Annotated in this window: 18 protein-coding genes and 1 pseudogene; 10 read left to right on the forward strand and 9 right to left on the reverse strand. The window is 73.3% G+C overall.

From position 1 onward, the window contains the following. Window positions 1-410: 410 nt before the first annotated feature. Window positions 411-821, reverse strand: coding sequence for a RidA family protein (locus ACLGIH_RS00220; protein ID WP_416523165.1), 411 nt, complete (start codon window positions 819-821; stop codon window positions 411-413). Window positions 822-1,071: 250 nt separating this feature from the next. Further along, the gene (locus ACLGIH_RS00225; RefSeq protein ID WP_416523166.1) at window positions 1,072-1,443 is read right to left on the reverse strand and encodes a hypothetical protein; all 372 of its coding nucleotides are present in this window, start codon (window positions 1,441-1,443) and stop codon (window positions 1,072-1,074) included. A 437-nt stretch (window positions 1,444-1,880) separates the two neighbouring features. Between ACLGIH_RS00225 and ACLGIH_RS00230 the strand changes: the two genes are divergently transcribed. Next, window positions 1,881-2,255 carry a hypothetical protein gene (locus tag ACLGIH_RS00230; protein WP_416523167.1) on the forward strand — a complete coding sequence of 125 codons (375 nt, stop codon included), beginning with the start codon at window positions 1,881-1,883 and terminating at the stop codon, window positions 2,253-2,255. A gap of 172 nt (window positions 2,256-2,427) precedes the next feature. Continuing rightward, window positions 2,428-3,009, forward strand: coding sequence for a TerC family protein (locus tag ACLGIH_RS00235; protein WP_416523168.1), 582 nt, complete (start codon window positions 2,428-2,430; stop codon window positions 3,007-3,009). Window positions 3,010-3,099: 90 nt separating this feature from the next. Here the strand turns inward: ACLGIH_RS00235 and ACLGIH_RS00240 are convergent. Next, window positions 3,100-3,849, reverse strand: a pseudogene (locus ACLGIH_RS00240) (transposase). A 694-nt stretch (window positions 3,850-4,543) separates the two neighbouring features. Between ACLGIH_RS00240 and ACLGIH_RS00245 the strand changes: the two are divergent. Genes ACLGIH_RS00245 through ACLGIH_RS00255 form a run of 3 tightly spaced genes read left to right on the forward strand, consistent with a single transcriptional unit; the run spans window position 4,544 to window position 14,094 of the window. Then, entirely contained in the window at window positions 4,544-11,929 is a 7,386-nt protein-coding gene (locus ACLGIH_RS00245; RefSeq protein ID WP_416523169.1) for an amino acid adenylation domain-containing protein, read from the forward strand. Between the two features lies 1 nt (window position 11,930). Then, window positions 11,931-13,148, forward strand: a complete 1,218-nt coding sequence (locus tag ACLGIH_RS00250) for an FAD-dependent oxidoreductase (protein WP_416523170.1) — start codon at window positions 11,931-11,933, stop codon at window positions 13,146-13,148. After that, the gene (locus tag ACLGIH_RS00255) at window positions 13,129-14,094 is read left to right on the forward strand and encodes an SDR family NAD(P)-dependent oxidoreductase (protein ID WP_416523171.1); all 966 of its coding nucleotides are present in this window, start codon (window positions 13,129-13,131) and stop codon (window positions 14,092-14,094) included. Before ACLGIH_RS00250 ends, ACLGIH_RS00255 begins: the two co-directional genes overlap by 20 nt. Before the next feature lie 163 nt (window positions 14,095-14,257). Here ACLGIH_RS00255 and ACLGIH_RS00260 read toward each other — a convergent pair whose 3' ends face one another. The 5 genes from ACLGIH_RS00260 to ACLGIH_RS00280 all read right to left on the reverse strand — a co-directional run bounded on the left by ACLGIH_RS00260 (window position 14,258) and on the right by ACLGIH_RS00280 (window position 19,857). After that, window positions 14,258-15,490 (reverse strand): helix-turn-helix transcriptional regulator, encoded by a 1,233-nt coding sequence (locus ACLGIH_RS00260; protein WP_416523172.1) that lies wholly within the window; start codon window positions 15,488-15,490, stop codon window positions 14,258-14,260. A gap of 38 nt (window positions 15,491-15,528) precedes the next feature. Next, complete coding sequence (paaN, locus tag ACLGIH_RS00265) at window positions 15,529-17,256, reverse strand: phenylacetic acid degradation protein PaaN (RefSeq protein WP_416523173.1); 1,728 nt, start codon at window positions 17,254-17,256, stop codon at window positions 15,529-15,531. A gap of 296 nt (window positions 17,257-17,552) precedes the next feature. Beyond that, complete coding sequence (locus ACLGIH_RS00270; RefSeq protein WP_416523174.1) at window positions 17,553-18,116, reverse strand: TetR/AcrR family transcriptional regulator; 564 nt, start codon at window positions 18,114-18,116, stop codon at window positions 17,553-17,555. 52 nt (window positions 18,117-18,168) lie between these two features. Next, window positions 18,169-19,530 carry an MFS transporter gene (locus ACLGIH_RS00275; protein WP_416523175.1) on the reverse strand — a complete coding sequence of 454 codons (1,362 nt, stop codon included), beginning with the start codon at window positions 19,528-19,530 and terminating at the stop codon, window positions 18,169-18,171. A 72-nt stretch (window positions 19,531-19,602) separates the two neighbouring features. Further along, window positions 19,603-19,857 carry a hypothetical protein gene (locus ACLGIH_RS00280; protein WP_416523176.1) on the reverse strand — a complete coding sequence of 85 codons (255 nt, stop codon included), beginning with the start codon at window positions 19,855-19,857 and terminating at the stop codon, window positions 19,603-19,605. Window positions 19,858-20,061: 204 nt separating this feature from the next. On the opposite strand from ACLGIH_RS00280, the gene ACLGIH_RS00285 reads away from it, so the two are divergent. Together ACLGIH_RS00285 and ACLGIH_RS00290 are read left to right on the forward strand one after the other, a co-directional pair. Continuing rightward, entirely contained in the window at window positions 20,062-20,679 is a 618-nt protein-coding gene (locus ACLGIH_RS00285) for an SRPBCC family protein (protein ID WP_416523177.1), read from the forward strand. Further along, a complete protein-coding gene (locus ACLGIH_RS00290) occupies window positions 20,604-20,894 on the forward strand; it encodes an ArsR/SmtB family transcription factor (RefSeq protein ID WP_416523178.1) in 291 nt (96 codons plus the stop codon). The genes ACLGIH_RS00285 and ACLGIH_RS00290 overlap by 76 nt, the downstream gene beginning before the upstream one ends. Window positions 20,895-21,517: 623 nt before the next feature. Here ACLGIH_RS00290 and ACLGIH_RS00295 read toward each other — a convergent pair. Then, window positions 21,518-21,751, reverse strand: a complete 234-nt coding sequence (locus tag ACLGIH_RS00295) for a hypothetical protein (protein ID WP_416523179.1) — start codon at window positions 21,749-21,751, stop codon at window positions 21,518-21,520. 557 nt (window positions 21,752-22,308) lie between these two features. On the opposite strand from ACLGIH_RS00295, the gene ACLGIH_RS00300 reads away from it, so the two are divergent. The 3 genes from ACLGIH_RS00300 to ACLGIH_RS00310 all read left to right on the forward strand — a co-directional run bounded on the left by ACLGIH_RS00300 (window position 22,309) and on the right by ACLGIH_RS00310 (window position 25,432). Beyond that, on the forward strand, window positions 22,309-24,222 hold the full coding sequence (locus ACLGIH_RS00300) for an ATP-binding protein (protein WP_416523180.1): 1,914 nt from the start codon (window positions 22,309-22,311) through the stop codon (window positions 24,220-24,222). Next, on the forward strand, window positions 24,219-24,857 hold the full coding sequence (locus ACLGIH_RS00305; RefSeq protein ID WP_416523181.1) for a LuxR C-terminal-related transcriptional regulator: 639 nt from the start codon (window positions 24,219-24,221) through the stop codon (window positions 24,855-24,857). Before ACLGIH_RS00300 ends, ACLGIH_RS00305 begins: the two co-directional genes overlap by 4 nt. A gap of 164 nt (window positions 24,858-25,021) precedes the next feature. Continuing rightward, entirely contained in the window at window positions 25,022-25,432 is a 411-nt protein-coding gene (locus ACLGIH_RS00310) for a hypothetical protein (protein WP_416523182.1), read from the forward strand. Window positions 25,433-25,538: the final 106 nt, after the last annotated feature.

The following is a 25,538-nucleotide window of genomic DNA, read 5'->3' on the forward strand; positions in this document are numbered from 1 at the left end:
GCGCCCGGCACCTCTTCGGAAGAGCTCGGCTCCTGGTCGCTCCGGGCGTCCGGGTAGCAGGGCTGCCCCACCGAGTTGAGCATGTCCACGAGCGCAGTCTGCTGGTCGGGGCTGGGTTGCACGGCGGAGGGCTGGCTTCCGACGACGTCCGCGGATGTACTGCGTGACGTGCCGGCATGGGGCTGTTCGGTGCCGCGGCGCCGAGCACGAGAGCAGCGATGGCTGTTGCCGCCAGGGTGAGCCGCGGGCAGCGCGGGAGGCAGGCATCCAGCCCGGTCAGGGGGGCGATCGCATCAAGCGCACAGTTTCGGAGCGACCCCGCTGTCGCACATGAGTACGCGCACTCAGAATGACCACCCCAATACAAACGGTAGTTACAGGCGCTACCCAGTTCAATACGCCTTTCGAAGTCAGTCAGGCAGCGCCACGGTGAGATCCACCTCGACGAGCTGTCCCGGAAAGCCCAGCTGGGCGACGCCCAAGAGCGTGCTGGCGGTGGTGAACGCCGGACCCAGGGCAGACTCGGTGAGCCGACGCCATGCGGCTCCGAGAATGTCCCTCTCATCGCTCCGCACATAGATCATTGACCGCACCACATGTTCAGGCTGGGCACTCACCGCTGCCAGGGCAGCGAGCGCGTTCGCGACAACCTGGTCGACCTGCGTCTCGAGGGAACCGGAACCGACGAGGTCACCATTCCGATCAAGCGGGCACTGCCCCGCCAGATAGGCGGTACGGCCTGCCTCCACCACGGTGATGTGGTGGTAGCCGGGTGTCTCATGCAGCTGCTCGGGATTGATGCGGGTGATCTTTTCAGTCATGTCAGCGAGTCTGACCAGCGTGGTGCCAGCACGCACCGCATTTTCTCCACCGGCAAGCATTCCACAGCGACGTGAGGTTAAAGAACAAGCTCATCCGAATCTGCGAACGCGCAGAACCTGCCCGTGCTCGCCGACCGCACCGAGACCGGGGCCGGGGGACCACAACGAGTAGGCACTGAGGGCTCAAGTGGATGAGCTGATGTCACGGAGTTCCGTCACCTCGCGAGGAGCCGTGTCGACGCCACGTACTTCAGATCGATGGCGTACACGCACCCGACGCTGTGGCCTTGCGATCGTGTGCAGGGCCGGCTGGGCGGCGGGTCGGGAGTGCCGGCTCTTCGGTGCGGTGGTGGCGTGGGTGCCTGGTCCAGGGCAGGGCAGCGGTGAGCAGCCATTCGACGCGTTCGGCGAACAGTGGTTCGGGGACGGGGAGCTCGACGCTGGGGTGGCGGCTGTAGTGGTGGGTGACGGTTTCGGCGACGTAGTGGGTCAGGGCCTCGATGCGGTCGCGGCGGCGCCGGGCGCGGGCGCCGGGGTGGACGGTGAGGTTGCTGAGGGTGCGCAGGAGGGTGGAGAGGCTGGCGTCGAAGACGATCTGTTCCGGCAGGCGGGTGCCTACCACGGGGACGGTGTCGGTGTCTTCCGGGTTTGTTTCCGGGTGGGCCTGGTGGTGGTAGAAGTCGGCGGCGTGCTGTTCGCCGCGGGTGTGGTGGTAGGGGGAGAGGGTGTAGCAGGCGAGCGGGTGGCCGTCGCCTGCGGCGTACTGCCACCAGCAGCGGGCGCCGTCTTCGATGCCGGCGACGTGGAGGGCGCAGCCGAGGAGCCAGGCGGTGTGCAGGTCGGGGATCTGGTCGGTGAGGAAGTCCAGGGTGTTGCCGGTGAGGGTGTTCAGGGCTGTCTCGCACAGGGTGTGCAGCTGGCGGGTGGCGGTGCCGTCAGTGGCTGGAGGGCTGGGGTGGGTGTCGGGGCAGGGGGTGTCTTCGTAGGGAGCGTTTTCGTAGGGGGCGGTGTCGTCGGGGACGTTGGGCTGGGGGGCGGGCGCGGGCGAGGAGCTGGTCGATGGCAGTCATGGCGGGCGGGTCACTCCGGGGTGGGGGTGTTCAGGAGGGCTTCGACGGTGGCGCGTGCGTGGTGGTCGACGGCGTGGGTGAGGGCGGGGGCGATGCCGAGGAGGTGGGCGACGCGGGGGTGGGGCAGGCCGCACAGGTGGCGCAGGACGGCGATGTCTCGCTGGTCGTCGGGCAGGTGGGCGATGGCGTCGAAGAGGTCGATGAGTTCGCTCAGCGCGACGAGGTGCCCGGGGTCGGTGGCCTGGTCGTGTGCTTCGCGGGTGGAGAATACGGCGGCGCGCAGGTCGATGTGGTCGTCGGAACGGCGGGGGCGCGGGTCAGGACCCGGGTGACACTGAAGGTGATTTCCCAGGGCGGGCAGTAGCCGTAGCCGTGCAGCAGCTCGCTGATGCGGGTCTTGGAGTAGCCGGAACGTTCGACGAGGTCGTCAAGGGTCATACCGCTGGCGAACAACGTGGTGCGGACAGGTTCGAGCCAGGCGCGGTGGGACGGGCCCGCCTGTGGTGAGATCGGGGCGGGGGGCCGGCCGCGCTTGGGTGTGGTGTGCAGGGGCGGAGGCTGGGAAGGGCCGGGCGCGGGCATCACCGGAGCACCTCCTGGCCGTCAGCCCCGCCCGCGCCCGTGCCCGTGCCCGTGCCGGTGCTGGGGGGCGGGGTCGGCGCGAGCCCTACATCGTCTTCGCCGCCAACGCCTTCGCCCTGCTCGGCCTGCGCGCCCTGTTCTTCCTCGTCAAGGGGCTGCTGGACCGGCTGGTGTACCTGTCCGCCGGGCTGGCGCTGATCCCGGCGTTCATCGGCGTCAAGCTGATCCTGCACTGGGCGCACGTCGACGTGAGCGAGGCGGTCCCGGAGACCCCGCTCAGCCTCGCCGTGATCGCCGCCGTCCTCGTGGTCGTCACCGTGGCCAGCCTGTTCAAGACCAGGCGCGACCCGACCGCCAAGGCCCACCCCGGCTCACTGCGCGCCCATCCCCCAAGTCCGAGGAGTCCGACCGCCGAAGCGGAGTCCGCTGAGCCCCGGACAGGACTGCCGGGTCGTGGCACGACTCGGCGCATCCGCCGTCGACGCGGCGGGGACGGCGACGTCGGCAGCGCAAGCCGGGGCGTGGTCGGCTCCTGAACCGGGTGGACGAGCGATTCCGCGCGGGGCCGTGCTCCGGCGCCACCGCGAGACACGGAGCTACCCACAGCCGTGAGGCAGTGAGCCTTTTCAGCGCTGCCGCTCCAGGGTGAGGACGGCTGCGGCGATTGACGACATCGATTTGGGCTGCACCGGGACCTGCGGAAGATCCGCCACGCCTTCAGCCGTGCGACGCCCCCGCTCGACCGGCGCCCGAGCTGCGGACAGCGCGCGGTTGACGGTCTGCTGTGTTGGAGTGAGGTCGCGGCCCGGCGGGCGTCTGAGGGGTGTGGTCACCCACGGTCCGGCTCCCATGTAAGCCCGGTCAGCGAGGATGGGGACCCCCTGGCGTTCGCAGATCCGGATGATCCGGTCGGTGCGAGCCGCGGTCAGGTCGTGGGCTCGGCCGGGCAGTGTGGGCGAGATCCACGGCAGCCGGCCATCCGGATCGGTCACCAACTGCACGTTCACGCCATGTCGGCGGTGTTTGGCAGAGTAGTCGGCCCGGCCGTTGCCCAGGCGGTCGCACTCCGCGAGAGTGCCGTCGAGCAGGACGTAGTCGGGGTCGGTCTCGCGCAGCACCTCGAGCAGGCCCGGTGCACGGTCAGCGACCAGGCTGATCACAGCGGTGGTGTAGGCGTGAGCGGTGCCCACCGAGGTACCGAAGCCGACGGCGATCTGGGCGAGGGTGTCGTGCTTGCGCAGGTACGTCAGGCCCACGAGCGCACGCTGGTGCGGCGGGAGTTTGCAGCGGCGGTCACCCTCGCGGGTGACGATGAGCATGGTGACCCACTCGACCAGAGCGTGGGGCAGGTCGAGTGCGGCAGGATAGGGAACCAACGCGGCTCCTGTGCCTTTGGGTTGAGACGTCGAACACCTCCCCCAACGGCACGGGAGCCTCGTGCGTCGCCCTGCCCGTCGGCGTCACCCGATCAGCGGCCGCACTGAAAAGGCTCAGTGGGTAGCTCCGGTCTTTCGTGCTGCCGACGGCCGGGCGGACTGCCGCGTCAGGGCGCGCATCGAGTCGGGATCACCGGGTGCTCCGGGTCAGGTCTTCCGACCCTGTCGTCGAGGCACGCGGGCAGAGGCCGGCGAGGCGACCGTCGGGTGTCCTGCCGTATCGGTGGCGAGCCCCGGCCCGCATCTCCATTGCGCAGCCGGGCGGGCACACCGAGAAGCGCACCCTTTACGGAACCTTGTAACGGAACTCGGCTCCGGAGGTTTTCCCGGAGCGGTTCACACGGCCCGGACCCACTTCCGTGACCATCCTCACAACTACCCGGGAAATCCGGAGCGTTGCCTTCCCTTCGCGCTTTGTCGCCGTTTGCGCCACACGTGGTTGCCCCGCTCGCAACGTGATTCTCGTGCTCCGCCGACACCCGGACGGCTCGCCAAACGGTTGCTACCTACATGAGTAGTCCGCCCTACCTGACCTGGTAGTGGCCGGTGGTGTCTGCATATGCCTAACGTGAGCGCGCTTTCGCTTCCCCGAGACCGAAATTCGGCTGGACGGAAAACGAAGAAAGGACCTGCTGTGGCCGCTCGCCGCACCTTCCCGCTCACCTCCTACCAGCGTGATATCTGGGCCGCCGAATCCCGCTCGCCGAACGATCCTCAATTCAATGTGGTCCTCGATGAGAGCATCGACGGAAAGGCCGACACCAGAGCCCTGTCCGAGGCGCTCGTCCGCACACTGCGCCGCCATGACGCGTTCCGGCTGCGCTTCGGGGAGCGGGACGGCGTCCCGTACCAGTGGGTGGCCGAAGAGGACGAGGCCGCCGTGGAGGTGGAGTTCGCCGACCTGTCGGGCGAAGCCGATCCGGCGGCGGCCTGGCAGCACTGGCAGGAACGTTCCTTCACACGTCCGTTCCCGCTTCTGGATGCCCCGCTCGTCACCGCGGCCCTGGTCCGCGAGAGTCCCGACGTGCTCCACGTCCATGTCAACGCCCACCATCTGATCGTGGACGCCTGGACGCTCAACCACCTCAGCCAGGGCATGTGGGAGGAGTACGCGCGGCTCACCACGGTCACCGCCGCCCCGTCCGGTCCCGTCCCCGGCTCCCACCCCGGCCCGGCAGGCGAACCCGCGGCCTCGTACCGGGCGTTCGCCGAGGCCGAGGCCGCCTACCACGCCTCCGCCCAGCGCGAGGAGGACCGGGCCTTCCACCACGCCGCCCTCGCCGGGGTCTCCCCCGCGCTCTTCCAGCGCTCCCCCGGCCGGACCGTTCCCGGCGCCGGACGGCGCGGCCACTTCACCTTCACCGTCCCCGGGGACGTCGTCCGCCGCGCCCGCCGGGCCGGCAGTTCTCCGTTCGCGTACGTCACCGCCGCCTTCGCCGCCTACTTGTCCCGGGTGCACCGTTCCGACGAGGTGGTCCTCGGCGTGCCGTTCCTCAACCGGCGTGACGCGACCGAGCTGGCCACCGCGGGCCAGTTCGCCAACAACCTGCCCTTACGCGTCCCCGTCCCCGAGGACGCCACCCTGCACGACCTGGCCGCCGCCGTCCGCGAGCGCACCCGCGCCCTGCGCGACCACGAGCGGCTCGCCCTGGGCGACATTTTGCGCGACCTGCCCGCCGAGGGTGCCGGCGGGCGGCGGCTCTTCGACGTCACCGTCTCCTATCTCCGTTACCCGCGCCCCGAGGCGCTGCCCGACGCCGAGCGGGACACGGTCATCACCGCGCCGGTGCACGCGCAGGACGCGCTCTCCGTGATGATCCGTGCCTTCGACGACGACGCCGACCTCCGGGTGGACCTCGACTATGCCCGCGACGTCTTCGACGAGGACTTCCCGATCGAGGCCGTCGCCGGCCATCTGACGACGCTGCTGCGGGCCGGTGTGGAGGACCCCGGCCGCCCGGCCGCCGCCCAGCCCGTGCTCACCGCGCGGGAACGGAAGGAGCTGGCGCGCGTCCAGCACGGCCCCGCTGTCCCGTACCGTGACGACGCCACCCTTCACGGGCTCTTCGAGGAGCAGGCCGCCCGCATCCCCGACCGCACCGCGGTCACCGCCGCCGACGGGACGGCGCTGAGCTACGCCGAACTCGACACCCGCGCCAACCGGATCGCCCGCGCGCTGCGCGCCGAGGGCGTCGCACCGGGCGACCGGGTCGCGGTACTGCTCGGGCGCGGCCCGCACACGCTGCCCGCACTGCTCGGCGTGCTGAAGTCCGGGGCCGCGTACGTCCCGGTGGACCCCGGCTACCCGGCCGAGCGCATCACCTTCCTGCTCCAGGACAGCCGCGCGCGGGCCGTGCTCACCGCCCCCGGGTCGCCCGGCGCGGACGTACCGGCCGGTGTGCCGGTGCTCCGCGCCGACCGGCTCGCCGCCGCCGACCCCGCCGAACCGCTGCCGCCGGCCGCGACCTCCCGCGACCTGGCGTACGTGATCTACACCTCGGGTTCCACCGGGCGGCCCAAGGGCGTGATGGTGGAGCACCACTCGGTGGTCAACCGGCTGGCCTGGATGCAGGAGCGCTACCCCGTCGGGCCCGGCGACGTGCTGCTCCAGAAGACGCCCATCTCGTTCGACGTGTCGGTGTGGGAGCTGTTCTGGTGGGCCGTCCAGGGCGCGCGGCTGGCGCTGCTGACGCCCGGCGGCGAGCGCGACCCCCGCACGATCCTGCGGACCATCGCCGAACGGCGGGTCACCACCCTGCACTTCGTACCCTCCATGCTGGGCCCCTTTCTGGACCTGCTGGAGGCCGATCCCGCGCTGCGCGCCGAGGCAGGCACGCTGCGGACGGTCTTCTGCAGCGGCGAGGCGCTGCCGCCGGCCCGTGTGGAGCAGTTCGCCCGGGTCTTCGGCCGCGGCGCGGACGGCGGAGCCACGACCGGCGCGGGCACGATGCCCGGCGTCCCGCTGCTGGTGAACCTGTACGGGCCGACCGAGGCGACCGTGGACGTGTCGTACCACGACTGCCCGCCGGCACCAGGCGAGCCGGTGCGGCGGGTGCCGATCGGCCGCCCCGTCGCCAACACCTCCCTGTACGTGCTCGATGCGTACGACCGCCCGCAGCCCGTGGGCGTCCCGGGTGAGCTGTGCGTCGGCGGTGTCCAGGTCGCCCGCGGTTACCTGGAGCGGCCGGAGCTGACCGCCGAGCGGTTCACCGACGACCCGTTCCGGCCGGGCGGCCGGATGTACCGCACCGGCGACCTGGCGCGGCTCCTCGCGGACGGCTCCGTCGAGTACCTCGGCCGCATCGACGGGCAGGTGAAGATCCGCGGCAACCGCGTCGAACTGGGCGAAGTGCAGAACGCGCTGGCTTCCTCGCCCGGCGTCCGGGACGCCGTCGTCGTGGACCACCACGACGACGAGCGGGGCACGTTCCTCGCCGCCTACTACGTGGCCGGAGAGGACCTCGACCCGGTCCGGCTCCGCACGGAACTGGCCCGGCAGCTTCCGGAGTTCATGATCCCGGCGTACTTCACCAGGATCGACGCCGTGCCCCTCACCCCGAACGGCAAGGCGGACCGGCGCGCCCTGCCCGCCCCCGCCTCGGGGCCGCTCGGTCCGCGCCCGTACGCCGCCCCCCGCGATGCGGTCGAGGAGGCGCTGGCCGGTGCGTGGGCGGAGGTCCTGGGCGCCGGGCGGGTCGGCATCCACGACGACTACTTCGCCCTCGGCGGTGACTCCATCCAGATGCTGCGGGTCCGGGCGCTGGCCGAGAAGCGCGGCTACCGCCTCGACCTCAGCGACCTGGTGCGCCACCCCACCATCGCCGAACTCGCCCCGCTCGTCACCCCGGCCGGCGAGGCGGACGCCGGTGAGGAGCCGGAGCCTGCGCCCTTCGCGCTGGTCTCCCAGGTGGACCGGGCCCGGCTGGAGGGCCGCGAGGACGCCTTCCCGGCCAACCGGCTCCAGCTCGGGCTGCTCTACCACAGCCGTGTCGAGCGGGACTCGGCCGTCTACCGGGACGTGTTCCGCTACAGCTACGCCATGGCGTGGGACGCGCAGAAGTTCACCGCCGCCTTCGACCGGCTCGTGGCCCGTCACCCGGTGCTCCGCTCCTCCTTCGACCTGGGGGGCTTCTCCGAGCCGCTGCAGATCGTGGACCGGGAGGTGGACAGCGCCCTCGACGTCGTGGACCTGCGGGAGCTGCCCGCGGTCCGTGCCGAGGCCGCCATCGCCGCGCACGTCGAGGAGCGCCGCCGGCACCCGTACGTCTTCGAGCGGGCACCGCTCTACCACCTGCGGGCGCACATCCTGCCGGAGAGCGTGGAGCTGGTGTTCAGCTTCCACCACGCCCTCCTGGACGGCGGCAGCGTGGCCACGCTGGTCGGGGAGTTGCTCCAGGACTACGCGCACGCCCTCGGCGAGCCCATCGGCCCCGTCTCCAGCGCGGCCGGGGTACCGTCCGCGGCCCACCATGTGCTCGCCGAGCGGCGGGCCCTGGAGTCGGCGGAGACCCGTGGGTACTGGCGACGCTACCTGGAGGGCGCCCCGCTCCTCCAACTCGACGGCTTCCGGCCGCACGAGGCGCCCGGTTCCGACGCGCAGCTCACCCGCCGCGTCGACCTCCCGCCGGAGCTCGTCGAGGCCGTGCGTAACTTCTCCCGCGCCCACACCCTTCCGGTGAAGTCGGTCCTCTTCGCGGCCCATCTGCTGACACTGCGGCTCTTCTCCGGGGAGACCGACCTGGTGACCGGCCTGGTCACCCACGGACGGCCGGACCGGGCGGGCGCCGAGCGGATGACCGGGCTCTTCCTGAACACCATGCCGGTACGGCTCGATTCCGGCCGGGAGAGCTGGCTGTCGGTGGTGCGCGAGGCGTTCCGGCAGGAGCAGGAGAGCCACCCGCACCGCCGCTACCCGCTCAGCGCCGTCCAGGAGGACCTGGGCGTCACGGTGCTGGACACGGCGTTCAACTACATCCACTTCCGGCAGCTCGCCGAGGTGTACGCGCTGCCGGGCGTCCGCTCGCTGGACTTCCGCACCTGGGAGGAGACCAACTTCGCGCTGCTGGTGAACGCGGTCACCGAACCGGGCGGCGAGGGCATCTGGCTGCGCCTCGACTACGCGGGCCGGCTCTTCACCGCCGCGCAGGCAGACCTGCACAGCCGGGCCTTCACCGGGATTCTGCGCCGGCTCACCGAACGGCCCGGGGATCCGGTGGACTTCTCCTTCCTCACGGAGGGTACGGGCCGGCAGGCCCCGGCCGGAACGGCCGCGGACGCCTGCCCCGACGTCGTCCGGGCCTTCGAGGCCCAGGCCGCCCGCACTCCCGGGGCGACGGCCCTGCTCTTCCGGGACCGCCGCTGGACGTACGCCGAACTCGACACCGCCGTTGACCGGGTGGCCCGCCGGCTCCGGGTGCTCGGCGCGGGTCCCGGCGACCGGGTGGGCATCGCCATGCGGCGGTCGCCCGAGACCGTCGCGGTGCTCCTGGGCGTGCTGAAGGCCGGCGCGGCGACGGTGCCGCTGGACACCTCGTACCCGAGGGAGCGAATAGCGGCGATGCTGGAGCAGGCCCGCCCGGTCACGGTCGTCACCGACGGGACGCACGACCCGGGACTGCCGGAGGGCACGCCCGCCGTGGCCGCCCCGCGGCTGCTGGCTCCCCGAGGCGCCGGAAGCCCGGAGACCGCGCCCCCGGGAGCGCGGGCCGCACTGCTCGGCGAGCCGTCATGGGAGCGGCACCCGGGCTACGCCGGGCCGCTGCCCGCGATCGCGCCCGAGAGCGTGGCGTATCTGCTCTTCACCTCCGGCTCCACGGGCGCGCCCAAGGGAGTGGAGATGCCCCACCGCTCGTTGGCGAACCTGGTGGCCTGGCAGAACCGCATGCCGAGCGGGGTCGTCGGCGGGGTCACCCTCCAGTACGCGCCGATGAGCTTCGACGTCTCGTTCCAGGAGGTGTTCTCCACGCTCTGCGGCGGCGGAACGCTGCTGCTGGTCTCCGAGAGCGAGCGCCGGGACCTGCCGGCTCTGCTGCGGCTGATGGACCGCCAGGGCGTGGAGCGGCTCTATCTGCCGTACGTGGCACTCCAGCAGCTCGCCGAGACGGCGCACGCGCTCGGCACCGTGCCGCGCTCGCTGAAGGCGGTGCTGTCCTCGGGTGAGCAGTTGCGGATCACCGAGGAGATCCGCGCCCTGTGCGCGGCGCTGCCCGGCGTGGTCCTGGAGAATCAGTACGGGCCGACGGAGTCCCATGTGGTGACCCGGTACACGATGACCGGTGACCCGGCCCGCTTCCCGGCGCTGCCGCCGATCGGAACGCCGGTGGACGGGGCGGAGGTGCTGGTCCTCGACGAGCGGATGCGGCCGGTGCCGCCCGGGGTGAAGGGCGAGATCTTCCTCGGGGGGATCTGCCTGGCGCACGGGTACGCGGGACGACCGGACCTGACGGACGAGCGGTTCGTGCCGCGCCCGGAGTGGCTGGCCGGCGGCACGGACGGCCCGCGGCCGGCGGGTGCCGCCGGCGAGCGCCTGTACCGGACCGGTGACCTGGGCTTCGTGCTGCCGGACGGCGCGATCGTGTGCACCGGCCGGTCGGACGCCCAGGTGAAGGTGCGCGGCTTCCGGGTGGAGCCGGCCGAGGTGGAGATCGCGCTCGCCCGGTTCGCCGCCGACCACCCCGGGCTGACCGAGGCGGCGGTGGTCGCCCGGCGGCGGGACGGCAACGACTCGTTCCTGGCGGCGTTCCTGGTCGGTGACCCGGAGCGGGTGGAGGTGGACCGGCTGGTCAAGCAGCTCCGCTCGGTGCTGCCCGACTATCTGGTGCCCTCGCACTACCAGTGGCTGCCGGCGCTGCCCCTCACACCGAGCGGCAAGCGCGACGACAAGGCCCTGCGGGAGCTGCCGCTCACCTCGACGGCGGTCGCGGGTGACGCGACGACGCCCCGGGACGCCTACGAGAAGGCGTTGGCGGAGATCCTCGGCGAACTGCTGGGCGTGCCGTCGGTGGGCGTCCACGACAACATCTTCGACCTGGGCGCCACCTCGCTGACCGCGATGCGGCTGGTGGTGCTGATCGAGCAGCGGTACGGGGGGGCGGTGCCGCTGTCGGAGTTCGTGGCCGCGCCGACGGTGGCCGAACTGGCCGCCCGGCTGCGGGGCGGCGGGGCCCGGGCCGCGTTCGACCCTCTGGTGCCGATCCGGCCGGGCGGTGAGGGGCGGCCGTTGTTCTTCGTCCACCCGATGGGCGGCAACGTCCTGTGCTACGTACGGTTCGCCGCGCATCTGCCGCAGGGACGGCCGTTCTACGCGCTCCAGGCGGCCGGAGTGGACGCGGGCACCGAGCCGCTGCGCTCCGTGGAGGAGATCGCCGCCGGGTACGTGGAGCGGATCCGGCGGGTCCAGCCGGAGGGGCCGTATCTGATCGGCGGCTGGTCGTTCGGCGGGTTCGTCGCCTTCGAGATGGCGCGGCAGCTGCGGGCGGCCGGCCAGGACGTGCGGCGGCTGATCCTGCTGGACACCACCGCGCTGAACCCGGGGCGGCGGCTGCGGACCAGCGATGACGCCCTGCTGAGCTGGTTCTTCTGGGAGTTGCTGTGGCTGCGGCGCGGCGGCGACTCACCGGAGGAGGTGATCCCCGCCGAACTGACGACGCTGGGAGAGAAGTTCGCCTTCATCGCCGACCTGGCGGTGGCCGAGGGCGTGCTGCCGGCCGGTGCCACCGGCGCGGTGGTGCACCGGCTGTTCCAGGTGTACGAGGCGAACTGGCGGGCCGCCTTCGCGTACCGGCCCGACGTCGTGGACCAGGACATGGTGCTCGTCCACGCCACGGAGCCGCTGCCGCAGGTGCTGGACACCATGCACACGGCCATCCAGTCCATGCACCGCGACCCCGCCAACGGCTGGCGGGAGCGCACCAGCGGTGAACTGACCGTGATCGACGTACCGGGCGACCACCTGTCGATCATGGAGGATCCGCAGGTCGCCGAGGTCGCCCGGGTCGTCGCCGAACTGATCGAGGAGTGATATGAGCAGGAGAAAGGCGCTGGTCGTCGGGGCGGGCATCGGCGGACTGACCGCCGCCGCGGCCCTCCGTGACGCCGGATGGGACGTCGAGGTCCACGAACGCGCCACGGAGCTGCGGGCCGCTGGCTCGGGGCTGTCGGTGATGAGCAACGCGATCGCCGCCCTGCGGTCCGCCGGCCTGGACCTGCGGCTGGAGGAGCGCGGAGAGGTGCTGCGCTCTTACCATGTGCGGACGGCACGGGGACGGCTGATACGGGAGTTCCCCTTCCCGTCGATCATCCGCCGGCTCGGGGTGCCGAGCGTGCTGATCACCCGCTCCGCGCTCCAGCGGGCGCTGCTGGAGGCCACCGACGGGATTCCGCTCAGGCTGGGCTCGACCGCCGAGGACTTCTCGGTGGACCCGGCGACCGGGCGGGTGACGGTCCGGTTCGCCGGCGGCCACGAGGCCGAGGGGGACGCGCTGATCGGCGCCGACGGGTTCAACTCGGCGGTGCGGAGCCGCCTGGTGGGGCCGGAAGAGTCCCGGGACAGCGGGTATCTGGTGTGGCTGGCGCTCACCCCCTTCGAGCATCCGCGCTTCACCCCCGGGTCGGTCACCCACTACTGGGGCAGCGGGCAGCGGTTCGGGCTCGTGGACATGGGCGGCGGGCTCCTTTACTGGTGGGGAACGAAGAACATGCCGGCCGGCCGCTCGCACGCCTGGAAGGGCGGCAAGGAGGAGGTGGCCCGGGCCTTCGGCGGCTGGGCCGACGAGGTGTGCCGGGCCATCGAGGTCACCCCTGAGGAGGCGATTCTCGCGGTGCCGTCCCGGGACCGGGCGTTCCTGGAGCGCTGGGGCCGGGGACCGGTGACGCTCCTGGGGGACGCGGCACATCCGATGCTGACCAGCCTCGGGCAGGGCTCCGGCATGGCCATCGAGGACGCGGTGGTGCTGGCGCGGCGGCTGCGCGGCGCGCGGGACGTTCCGGCGGCGCTGCGGGCGTACGAGGACGAGCGCCGGGAGCGGGCCCGCGCCATGGTGGCGGCCTCCCGGTCGGTGTCCGACTTCGAGCAGTCGGAGAACCCGGTGCGGCGACCGGTCCGGGACGCGTACTTCCGTTTCCTGCCGGCGCGGAAGCTGACGGCGATCCTGGAGGACTCCCTCACCTTCCCGGGCGGCTCCGTGCCGCCGGCCGCTTCGGCACGCGAGGAGGTGCGGCATGTCCCGCAGGCGGGCTGACCACGGCCGGGTGGCGCCGGACGGCCGGGCGGTGCTCGTGACCGGGGCCTCGACGGGCCTGGGCCGGGCCACCGCGCTCCGCCTGGAGCGAGCCGGTTTCCGGGTTCTCGCCGGCGTACGCAGGGAGGCCGACGGCGCGGACGTGGCGGGCGCGTCCGCGTACGGCCGGATCACGCCCGTACGGATCGACGTCACCGACGAGGTGTCCGTCCGGGAGGCGGCGGCGTACGTGGGCGGGCTGCTGGGCCCGGACCGGCCGCTGTGGGGGCTGGTCAATAACGCAGGCGTGTGCGTGTCGGCGCCGCTGGAGTGCGTCCCGCCGGAACGGTTGCGCTGGCAGCTCGACACCAATGTGGTGGGCCAGCTCGCCGTCACCCAGGCGTTCCTGCCGGATCTGCGGCGGGCTCGGGGCCGGATCGTGAACGTCACCTCCGGTCTGGGCACGGTGGCGCTCCCGTTCCTCGGAGCGTATGCGTCGGCGCAGTTCGCGAAGGAGGCGATGAGCGATGTGCTCCGCCGCGAACTGCGGGGCTTCGGCGTGGCGGTGAGCGTGGTGCAGCCGGGGGCGATCATGACGCCGATCTGGCGGAAGGTCTCCGAGGTGGCCCGGGAGGCGCTGCGCAGCGCCGACAGCGAGGTCGCCGCGCTGTACCGGGCACGGTTCGAGCGCTTCCTGGAGCAGAACGAGCGCGAGGCGGCACGGAGCCCTACGACGACCGGGGACATGGCGGACGCGGTCCACCGGGCGCTGACGGAGCCGCGCCCGAGGGCCCGCTACCGGGTCGGCGCGGACGTCCGCCGGCTGAGCGTGCTGGCGCGGCTCCTGCCGGACCCGCTGCTGGACCGGTATCTGGCGCCGCTGACGGCCGAGGCGCCGGCCTCGGCCGAGGCGCCGACCGGACCGGCGGGAGCCCCGGAGGCGGCGCGTCACGTGTCACGGGTCTGAGACACGGGCGCGCGCACCGGCCCGGTCTCCGCGGTCCGACGACCGCGGGGACCGGGCCGTCCTGTCGGCCGCCCTCCGGGACGTCCCGTGGGACGGGGATGCTCCGGTTCGGCGTCCGGGTCTCCTCCGGGCCGGCGCCCACCGGGCCGGTGTCCGGGGCTCCTCAGCCGCAGTCGGCGCCGTCGCGCTGGTTCTCGACGGCCCTGAGCAGGTCGATGCGGGAGCGGACGCCGTAGCTGCCGAAGAGTTTGCGCAGGTGGTAGTTGACGGTGTGCGGGGAGACGTCGAGACGGCGGGCGATCTGCTGATTCGTCAGGCCCTCCCCCACCAGGCGGATCACCGCGCTCTGCCGGTCGTTGAGCGGTATCCCCGCCGCGACCGGCGCGTCGGCGTCGCGGGCGTGAGCGCGGCGGACCTGTTCCGCCTCCCTCAGCAGGGCCCGCCTGAGCGAGTCGGGGACGGTCTCGGCGATGGCGCGGCGCAGCAGGTCGCCCCGGAACACCGTGCGGGTGCCGTCGCTGTGCACGGCACCCGTGGCGGTCGCCTCGTCCAGCAGCCGCACCAGGCCCGTGGGCGAGGTCCGCAGCAGTGGGGCCAGCACCTCGTACTCGAGCTCGGGGCCCAGCACGGCCGCGGTGCGCAGGAGTTGCCGGCAGTCGGGGGAGAACGTGGCCATGGTGGCGGCCACCTGGGTGCGGACGCGCTGCGGGAGCGTCCGGGACACCGGGTGGGCCTCGCCGTCCACCTCGCGCAGGGCGTGCTCCTCGCGCAGCCCGGTGAGGAGGGCGACAAGCAGCCGGGGGTGGCCCTGGGCTCGGTCGAGCAGCCGGATCAGCGCGGGCGACGGCGGCATGCCGAGGACGTCCGCCGCGACGAGGGCAGCGGCGGCGGCGTCGAGCGGGCCCAGGGAGAGGTGGCCGCGCCGGCCGGTGGGCGGGCCGAGGACGGCACCGAGCGCCTCGGGGCCCCGGCCGGTGCCGTGGGCGACCACGGTGACGGCAGGGCTGCCATGGAGGCCGGCCCGCCGGGCGAGGAGCGTCTCGACGGCGTCGTCGCCGAGCCGGTCGGCCTCGTCGAGGAGGAGCAGCAGGGGCCGCCCGCTGGGCAGGCGGACGTGGGGCCGGTGGCGGGTGACGCCCGGCTCGGGCCGGCCGCGCCGGCCGCGTGCGAGGGCGGGGCGCCGCGCGGGCCGGGGATGGCCGTCCGGGGTGGCGTACCCCATCTCCTCCGCCATCGCGGCGCAGGCCCGCAGCAGCCGGGTCTTGCCGGATCCGGGCGGCCCTTCGATCACGAGCAGGGCGTTTCCTCCGGTGCGGCCGTACGCGAGGATGTCGCGGATGTACGACAGCTCGCGCTCGCGTCCTCGCAGCGGAAGGTCGAGCGCGGTGACGAACACGGGTGCCTCCTTGGGGTGACGTCCAGCGCGGGGGCGCGTCAGGCGGCGTCGGTCGCGCGGCGCACCGCGACGGTCCGGAACCGGCCCGTGACGAACGAGGTGTCGCCGTAGGTCGTGTTGCCCGAGGGGTTGAGGCCGGTGCCGTGCAGATCGGAGTAGACGGCGGACTGGGTCAGATACCAGTCGCCGGTGAGGTTGAGGGAGAGCATCACGCCGGTGTCGGCGCAGGCGTCCTCCAAGGCGCGCTCGACGCGCGGGTCGGTGGTGTGGGCGCCGGCGGAGAGGGCGCCCTTCTCGCGGGCGGTCCGCCGCAGCAGGGCGACGGCGGCCTCGGTGGACTCGACGGCGACGGCAAAGGCAACGGGCCCCGGCCACTCCGTCGTCAGGGTGGACAGGTCGGCGGCGCGGCCCGCGTCCAGGCGGACGACGACGGGAGTGCGGATCACGGCACCGGGGAAGCGGGGATGGGTCACCGCCCGCGTGTGGTGGGCGACAGGTCCGAGGCGCCCTCGGTCCGCGGCTTCGACCCGGTCCAGGACGTGCGGCGCGTAGAGGGCACCGAGGATGTCGGCGGCCTGTTCGTCGTCGGCGAGCAGGGTGTCGAGGGCGGTGCCGAGGTCGGTGACCACCTCGTCGTACGTCTTGTGGCCCTCGTCGGTGGCGATGCCGTCGCGCGGGACGAAAAGGTTCTGGGGGCTGGTGCAGAGCTGGCCGCTGTAGAGGGCGAGGGTGAAGGCGAGGTTGGCGAGCATGTCCCGGTAGCGGGACGTGGAGTGGAGCAGGATCGGGTTGACGGCCGAAGTGGCGGTGTGGAGCTGCGCCTGCGGGGCGTTCTCGGTGAGCCAGGCGCCGAACGCGGAGCTGCCCGCGTAGTCGATGATCCGCACGTCGGGATGGACGGCGAGGCGCTGGGCGAGTTCCTCGGCGGGCCGCTCGGCGGCGAGGCAGACCAGGTCCGGGTCGAAACCGGTCTCGCGCAGTACGTCGCGGCAGACCCGGACGGTGAGGGCCAGGGGGAGCACGGCGCGGGGGTGGGGCTTGACGAGGACGGCGTTGCCGGTGACGAGGGAGGCGAAAAGTCCTGGGTAGCCGTTCCAGGCGGGGAAGACGGCGTTGCCTATGAGCAGGCTGATGCCTCGGGGGACGATGGTGAAGGTTTTGTCGAGAGCGAAGACCCGCCCGCCCGGGAGGGGCTTGCGCCAGGTGAACGCGGCGGGCAGCCGGGTTTGTTCGCGGTAGCCGAGGGCGACCGCCTCCAGACCGCGGTCCTGGGCGTGGACGGCTCCGGCGTGGAAGGCCATGACGGGCCCATGGCCGCTGGTGTGGGCCGCGGCCTGGGCGAACTCGTGGCTGCGGGCGTTGATCCGGGTGAGGATCTCCGCGCAGACGGCGGCCCGCTCCAGCGGGGTCGCGGCGCGCCACCCGGCCATGGCGGCCCGCTGGGCAGGGAGGAGCACGGCCGGATCGCTGTGGGGGTAGGCGATACGGAGCGGGAAGCCGTATGGGGAGACTTCGCCGCCTTCCTCGGGCGCGGGGCCCACCATGCCGTCGCGGCCGGGTTGGCCGAACTCGAAGGCGGTTTCGAGGAGGCGGTGGAAGGCGCGTTCTCCCGCGGCGGCGTCCTGGTCGCCGTAGGCGACGGGATCCTGCGGGTCCTCCGGGTAGGGCGACCAGTGCTCACGGCTGCGCAGCACGTGCAGGGCGCGGTGGAGCACCATGCGGTGACGGAGGGTCAGGGTGTCGAGCGATAAGGGGTGGGCGGACAAGGCGGGATCTCCTCACTGGGGGATGGTGACTGGTGGCTGGTGGGTCTTGTGGTGCCGGGATGAGCGCGGCCAGGGACGGGGGGACCCGGGCAGATGCCGGGCTGCCGGAGCCCGGGCCGGGGAGGCTCGGGGCGCCGGAGGCCCGGATGGACGGCGACTCGGGGTGCCGGAGGCCGGCCGGGCCGGTCCGGGCGGGCGCCGGTTCCCGGGCCGGCGTGTCCGGGGCTCGGGGGCGCGCGGACGGGCGGGGCGGGCGGCCCGGCACCGTCGGCGAAGTCGGTGCCGGGCGGACCCGGCTACAGCAGGATCCGCCGCAGGACCGCTTCGTAGTCGTCGGCGGTGGGCGGGCGGTCCGTCAGCAGAGCCTGCATCAGCAGCCCGTCCATGGCACCCGCCAGCAGCCGGAGCCGTACGGGGTCGCCGGTGTAGCGGGCGCCGAACTCGCCGACGGCGGCCAGCCAGTCCTGGGTGGGGCCGCGCAGCTCCGGGCGGCGGGCGGCCAGCAGATAGAGCTCGTACTCGGCGAGCAGGTGGTCGGGGCGCGTGACCACCGCACACATCAGCTCGGCCAGCTCGCGCAGCCCGGCCGGTGAGGCTTTGGTGCGGGCGGCGAGCGCACGCATGCGCTCGGCGTCCTGCTCCATGCAGCGGGTGAGCGCGGCGGTCAGCAGATCGTCGATGCTCTTGAAGTAGTACGCGGCGGCGGTGGCGGGCTGTCCGGCCTCGCGGGCGACGGCCCGGTGGCTGACCCCGGCCACCCCTTCCCGGGCCACCACGCGGATGGTCGCCTCGATCAGCTCCTGCTTGCGGCGTTCGCCCTTGAGGCGACGGCCGTCCGTGGTCGGGTCGATCACCTTCACTCCCGCGCTCCTCGCCCCTGTGCCCGGCTGCTCCATAGACCGTACCTCCTGGTCAGGGGCCGGGTCCGGCCGCGTCCTGGAGTCCACCGGCGGTGCCGCGCGCGGACGGGGATGCACCGTCTCCCGCCGCGGTCCCGCCTCCGGCGGCGGCCTGCCCGCCGGTCCCGGTGCCCGCCTCGCTCACGGCCTCGGCCCCGGCCCCGGCCCCGGCCTCGGCCTCGCGGGCGGCGAGGCGGCGGGTGAGCGGCCGCTGGGAGACGAGTCCGAGCAGCAGGGCGACGGCGCCTGCGGCGATGGCGACGGCGAAGCCCCCCGGAGGCCCGTACCGGTCCACCATCGCGCCGGAGACGGCGGCGCCCAGCGCCACGCCGACGCTCAGGCCGGTGATGGCCCAGGTCATGCCCTCGGTGAGCCTGGCCGGCGGGACGGTCTTCTCGATGAGGCCCATGACGACGATCATCGTCGGAGCGAAGAAGATGCCGGAGAGGAAGACGGCGCCGGCCAGGGTGGCGATGTTGCCGACGAGCAGCAGCGGCAGGGTGGTGAGCGCCGTGCCCGTGACGCCGAGGGCGAGCAGCCGGGGCAGCGGCATGGCGAGCTTGAGGGCGCCGAAGACCAGTCCGGCGAGGGCCGAACCGACGGCGTAGACGGAGAGCACGATGCCGGCGCCGGCGGGTGAGCCCTGCTCCTCGGCGAAGGCCACGCTCACCACGTCGACAGTGCCGACGATGGTGCCGCCCGCGACGAGGACCAGGGCCAGCAGGCGGACGGAGCCGACACGGATGGCGGATCCGCCCGAGCCGGTGTCCCCCTCGGGCCGGTGGACCGGCGGCTCGGTCCGCTTCTGCGGGACGAAGAGCAGCACGCCGATGGCCAGGAGCGCGACGGCGACGAGCGGGCCGGCCTCCGGGAAGACCGCCGTGGAGAGCGCCACGGAGAGGGCCGGGCCGACGACGAACGTCAGCTCGTCCACGACCGACTCCAAGGAGAAGGCGGTGTGCAGCCGGGGCGAGTCCCGGTACACATGGGTCCACCGGGCCCGGACCATGGCGGCCATGTTGGGCAGGGTGCCGGCGAGCGCGGCGAAGACGAAAAGCGTCCACACGGGGGCGTCGTAGCGGGCACAGAGCAGCAGCGCCGCCATGGCGACGACGCTGACGCCGGTCGCCGGGAGCAGCACCCTGCTCTGCCCCGCGCGGTCCACGAGGCGGGAGACCTGCGGCCCGAAGAGGGCCATGGAGAGCGTGAAGGTCGCCGAGACGGCTCCGGCGAGCCCGTACTCGCCGCGCATCTGGGACAGCATCGTGATGATCCCGATGCCGGTCATGGAGATCGGCATACGGGCCACGAAGCCGGCGGCGGAGAAGGCGACGGAGCCTGGGGCGCGGAAAAGTTCGCGGTAGGGATTGGCCACGGCGGAGGGCACCTCCGGTCGATGGATCCGGACGAGAAAAAAATTGAACAGTCGCAACATATTGAGCGAGCGTTAGATTTTCAACCCGGTCCGGCGGGACGTACGCCGTCCCGCCGGACGGCGCGCCTGCCGGGACCGCACGAATCCCCGGACCTGCCACTCGAACAGGCCGATCACCACGCCGAGACCGGAGGTGGGCCACAGCAGAGCGTCGTGCGGCGCGGCACGGACGAGATCGACCAGCGGAATCGGGGAATCCGGTCCGGCGGTGGTGACGGCCAGGCCGCCGACCGGGAGTACCGAGCGCCGGCCGAACTGCCCGGTCACACCGACCGGGGCAGCCCGCCCACGGCGGCGCCGACCGTGCAGCCGGTGCGGTTGAGGCTGACGGGCGGCGACAGCCTGACCAGGCACGACCCGGCCCTTCCCGGTGCGACTGGGCGACGCGACCGCACCTATCGCAACCTTGCGGTTGCACTTGTCCCAGCCTGCAACCGTTCAGTTGCAGGCACTGGGCGAAGGAGGGACCCCATGAATGACACCACCCACATCGGTGCGGAACTGGCGGAGCTGCCCCGCATCGCCCGGCAGATCGACATCGACGCCCCGGCCGAGCGGGTATGGGAGCTGGTCGCCCGGCCCGGCTGGTACATCAACGACGGCACGGTCGAGGCCGAGCCCGACCTGCGCCACGAAGGCGACGTGGCCGTGGTGCGCCACCCGTCGCTGGGCGAGTTCCGGTTCCGGACGGTGACGTCGGACAAGCCTCGCTACGCGGCGTTCCGCTGGATCGGAACCCCGTTCCGCGACGGCTCCACGCCCTCGACGCTGGTCGAGTTCTGGATCGACGAGCGGGCGGGCGGCGGTGTGACGCTGCGCGTGGTGGAGAGCGGATTCTCCGGCCTCGCCGACGATCCGGCAGCGTGGCTGAAGCAGCGCGAAGGCAACGACGAGGGACGGCTCACCGAGCTGGCGGCCGCGAAAGCCTTCGTGGAGCAGGGCCCGGCGACCCCGGCGAGGCGCCCGTGGCCGCCCCCGCCCTTCCCGCCGTGTGTGCCGCGCTCGGCGACCCCGTGCGCTGGGAGATCCTCACGCGGCTCGGTGAGGGCCCCATGTCGGCGTCCGCCCTGGCCAGGGTCCTGCCGGTGAGCCGGCAGGCGATCGGCAAGCACCTGGAGGTGCTGCGAGAGGTGGGACTGGTCGAGTCCGAGCAGCGCGGACGCGAGGTCGTCCATCTCGCCGTCGGCACCCGGCTCGGCGCCCTGGCCCGCGAGCTGGACCGTATCGGCCGCTCCTGGGAGACGCGTCTGCTGCGGATCAAGGAACTGGCGGAAGACCCGCCGCACCCCGACACGGCCGACTGACCGACTGACCGTCGGCGGACGGAGTGGTGCACGTGTTCCGCGTGCCGCCTCGTCACATCACGGACCGGGTATCCGGACGTGTCCTGGCCGGCGGCGCGGGAGAGCTGGAGCCAGCCCTCCTCCGTCGTCCCGCTGAACCGGCCCCGGGACCACAGCACGGTCGGCTGGCCGCCGGTGAACCGCACCGCGCGCGCACCGTGTTCCCACACCCGGTCGGGGTCGACCATCGGCAGCGGTCTCGTTCCGGGGACGGGCTCGCGCAGCCGCAGCAGGGCCACGTCCCCCGTGCGGTCGGGGCGGATCGGTATCCACTGCTCGACTTCGGCCGTGCAGCGGCCGGCGTCGGCCGCTGCACGGCCGACGGGAAGTCGACGGTGACCACGGCGCCGGCGGCCACCACGTCCCGCCGAGGGCGTCTGAGGGCGTCCGACACGACGTGCGCGCAGGTCAGCACCAGATCAGGCGGGACGAGGGCGCCCGCGCCGCAGACGGTCCCGTCCTGCGCGGCGACCCGTACGACCGCGACGGCCGGCGCCTCGTCCGCGCTGCGCGAAGGCGCCCCCGACCGGACTCGGCCCCCGTTTCCCTCACCGACACCCCGCCACTCCCGTGAGCCCCGCCGGTCAGCTGTGCACGCCGCGCCGGGCGTCAACGGCGGGTGCGGGCCACGGGTCAGGCCGGTTCCGGGTCAGCCTCAGGGGAGAATCGGCCGCAGTGGCGGTGCCGGCGATGAGGACGTCCGCCTCGGCGGACAGCGGCGCCGCGGGCCCCGGAGTGACCTGGCAGGCCTCCTCGGCCGGCTCCCGGAAGCGCGGCACGGGGCTCTCCGCCACGGCCCGCACGATGTCCGGCGCCACGGCCCGCACGGTGTCCGGCATTCGTGAGAACGGCCGCTCGGCCCGGGCTGGGGGCCGCCCGCCGTGACCGGCCCGCCCAGGCCTCTTGTCCACCTCGCGGATCTGCACGCCGGTCACCTCACCGCCGCCACTGTCCCCAGAGGCAATTCGACCGTGCGGACCGACCGTTCGCCCACCGCAGCCTCCCAGCAGTCCGGAGCCGGGATGGTAGCGAAGCCAGTGGCGCCAGGGCCAGATGGCCCCGCCCCCCGCCCTGTGGCTCGGGGATCGCGGCGGCGAACTCCTCGGTGGGCCGCAGGGCGCGCGGCTGTGCGGCAGCGTGCTGTTCGTCAGCGAGGACGGCAAGACGTGGGGCCGGCGCGCCGACCCGTCGGGCGTCGGGGCGCGGTTCGGTGGTGGTGTCGCCCGCGCGAGGCCGGCCTCTCCCGGTGGCAGGGCGGAGCTGTCCGGATGTCTCCTCTCGCTTTGGCGTGCACACGCACGGATTCCGTAGGGTCGCCCTGGCATCGAGAGGGGCGGGGCGGCGGCTTCGGCCGCGGGTCCGGGGGGGCGGCTTGGTGGCAGTGGCAGCGGCGGCCTCGTCGCCGGGTGACGAGGGGATCCGCCGACGGCTCGGTCTCGGCGCGACGGCGGCCCTGGCGGTCGGCTGCTGCGGGGCCTGGGCCTACGGCAGGGCGGGGGCCTCCTGGACCGATGTCCTGCGGGATCTGGCGGTGGGCTGGTCCTACGCGGGCGCCGGGCTCGCCGCCTGGTGGCGCAGACCGGCCAACCGCACCGGCCCGCTGATGCTGGCCGTGGGGCTCACCTGGTTCCTGGGCAATCTGCAGGGCACGAGCGTGCCGCTCGTCGTCGCCCTCGGCGCCTGGACGGAGGCCCTGAACCTGGCCGTCCTCGCCCATCTCCTCCTCGCCTATCCGGAGGGCCGTACGACGGCCGCCACCGACCGGCGCATCGTGTCCGCCGGCTACCTTCTGGTCGGCGTGGGCGGACTGCTCCGTACCCTCCTCTACGACCCGGCGGCCGCCGACACCGCCAGCTATCTCAACTGCCGGTCCTGCGGTCCGAACGCCCTGCTGCTCCACTCCGACCCGAACCTTTTCGCCGCGGTCGATCTGGGCTACCGGTGGCTGGGCGTGGTGCTCACCCTGTGCTGCGCCGTCCGCCTCGTGGGCCGCTGGCGCGCCGGCGGGCCGGCCCGCAGGCGGACATTGATGCCCGCCTGGATCGCCCTGTCCGTGGCGGTCGCGTTCATCGGCTGGGAGATGCTGTACGTCATGGCGCCCGGCGCGCTCGGCCCTGCCGCGACCGTCCTGGCCCTGCCCTCCGACCTGAGCCAGATCGCCGTACCCTTCGCCTTCCTGGCCGGGCTGCTGCGGATGCGGCTGCGCCGCGCCGCCGTCGCCGACCTGGTGACCGAGGCCGCCGCCGATCCCGGTCTGCGGCGCCTGCAGGAGGTCCTGGCCCGGGCACTCGGGGACCCCTCGGTACGTCTGGGGCTACGGACCACGGGCGGAGCCCTCACCACCGCAACAGCTGTCTCCGGCGCCCCGGCGGACGCCGAGGACCCCGGGACCGTCGCGCACGGCTACATCGATCCGTACGGGCGTCCGCTGCTGCTGCCCGCTCCGGCGGATCCGGCGCTCAGCGCCACCCGGTTGGGCGGGAGGGGTGCGGAGTACGGCTTCGAGGCCGTGCTCGTTCACGACTCCGCACTCGACGACGAGCCGGAACTGCTGGCCGCGGCAGGCGCCGCCGTACGGCTGTGCCTGCGGACCTCCTGGCTGCGCGCGGAGATGCGGGCCCGCGAGGAGGACGCAGCCGAGGCCCGCTCCCGTCTGCTGCGGGCCGCCGACGAGCAACGACGGCAACTGGAACGGAATCTGCACGACGGTGCGCAGACGCGGCTCGTCCTGGCCCTGATGACCCTGCGCCGGGCGGGCTCCCTCGTCCTGCGGGGCGACGGGGGGAACGAGAGGGCGGACACGGCCGGGGCGCCGCGGGAGGACGCGGCACTGCACCGGGCGGTCGCCGATGCCGAGGAGACCCTGCGCCAGGCCCTGGAGGACCTCCGGGAGCTGGCCCAGGGCATCCACCCGGCCGTACTGACCCGCGAGGGCATCGGCCCCGCCGTCACCGCGCTGGCGGAACGCTCCGCGCTGCCCGTCGAGGTGACCGCCGAACCCGGCCGGTATCCGCCCGTCATCGAGTCGGCCGCCTACTTCACCGTCTGCGAGGCACTGTCGAACGCGGTCAAGCACGCCCACGCCGAACGCGTCCGCGTCTGCGTCCGCAGGGAGGGGGCCGTGCTGGTCGTCGAGGTCACCGACGACGGCACCGGCGGTGCCGACCCGGCCCGGGGCACCGGGCTGAGCCTGCTCGCCGACCGGCTGGCCGCCGCGGGCGGGGTGCTGCGGATCGGCGACGGCCCGCACCGCGGCACCCGGGTCAGGGCGGAGCTGCCGTGCGCGTGATCGTGGCAGAGGACTCCGTTCTGCTCCGGGAGGGACTGGTGCGGCTGCTCACCGATGCGGGCATCGAGGTGGCCGCGCAGACCGGTGACTGCGCGGGCCTGCCGGCGCTGGTCGCGCACCACGCCCCCGACGTGGTCCTGCTGGACATCCGCCTGCCCCCGACCCACACCGACGAGGGCATCGCCGCGGCGACCGAGCTTCGGGCCCGCTTCCCCGCCGTCGGGGTGCTCCTGCTCTCGCAGTACGTGGAGACCGGCGGCGCGGTCCGCGCGCTCGCGGCCTCTCCCCGCGGATTCGGCTACCTCCTGAAGGACCGGATCGCCGACGTCGGCGAACTCCACGACGCACTCGAACGGGTGGCGGCGGGCGAGTCCGTCATCGACCCGCAGGTGGTGGCCCGGCTGCTCGACCGCCGACGCCCGGACAGCCCCCTGGACGGTCTCACCCGCCGCGAGCGCGAGGTGCTCGCGGCGATGGCCGAAGGCCGTTCCAACGACGCCATCACCCGGATCCTGGACATCAGCGGCAAGACGCTGGAGACCCACATCCGCAGCATCTTCACCAAGCTCGGGCTGGAACCCGGCCTCGCCTACCACCGGCGGGTCCAGGCCGTCGTCACCTACCTCCGCGCCTGACTCAGGGCCTGCCCCGATGTGCGCGCCCGCGCCCGGCCGTAGATTCGCGACCGCCCACCGAGAGGCCCTGCCCTACCAGGGCCCACGGAGCGGGTGGACGACGACGTACCACCAAGGCGACGGACAACGGAGGAAGCATGCGTACACGTACGAGGCTTGCGGCAGTGAGCTCTCTGGCCGCGATGGCCGCGTCGGCGGGACTCCTGCTGGGGGCGACCCCCGCCTCGGCCGGCCCCAACTGCGCGTCCGGGTACCACTGCGTCTACTACCTGGGCATCAACAACTCGGCCCGCCATTCCTACTTCAACTCCGACACCGACTTCCGCAACGACACCTTCAACCAGCTCACCGGCCGTGCGGGCGGCGGTGCGACCGTGCACAACAACGTGGTCTCCGCCAGCAACTCCAGCACCGGCGGGTACGAGAGCCACTACTACACCGGGGTCGGCAGCGACTGGGGCGGCTTCCTGTTCTGCGTGAACCCCGGGTCCCACGTCGACTACCTGCCGAGCAGCCTGCAGGACCGGGCCAGCTCGCTCCGGCTGCGCGGCACCACCAGCGTCAACTGCTTCTGAGCGGCCCCCGCCGGCCGGGCGCCGGGAGGCGGCGATCACCGCGCCGCCTCCCGGCCCCGTCCGCCCACCGACCCAGCCAGGCCGGCCACCGTCCCGGACCAAGGAG

The sequence above is a fragment of the Streptomyces hamibioticus genome, from assembly GCF_047946815.1.
Classification (GTDB): Bacteria; Actinomycetota; Actinomycetes; order Streptomycetales; family Streptomycetaceae; genus Streptomyces.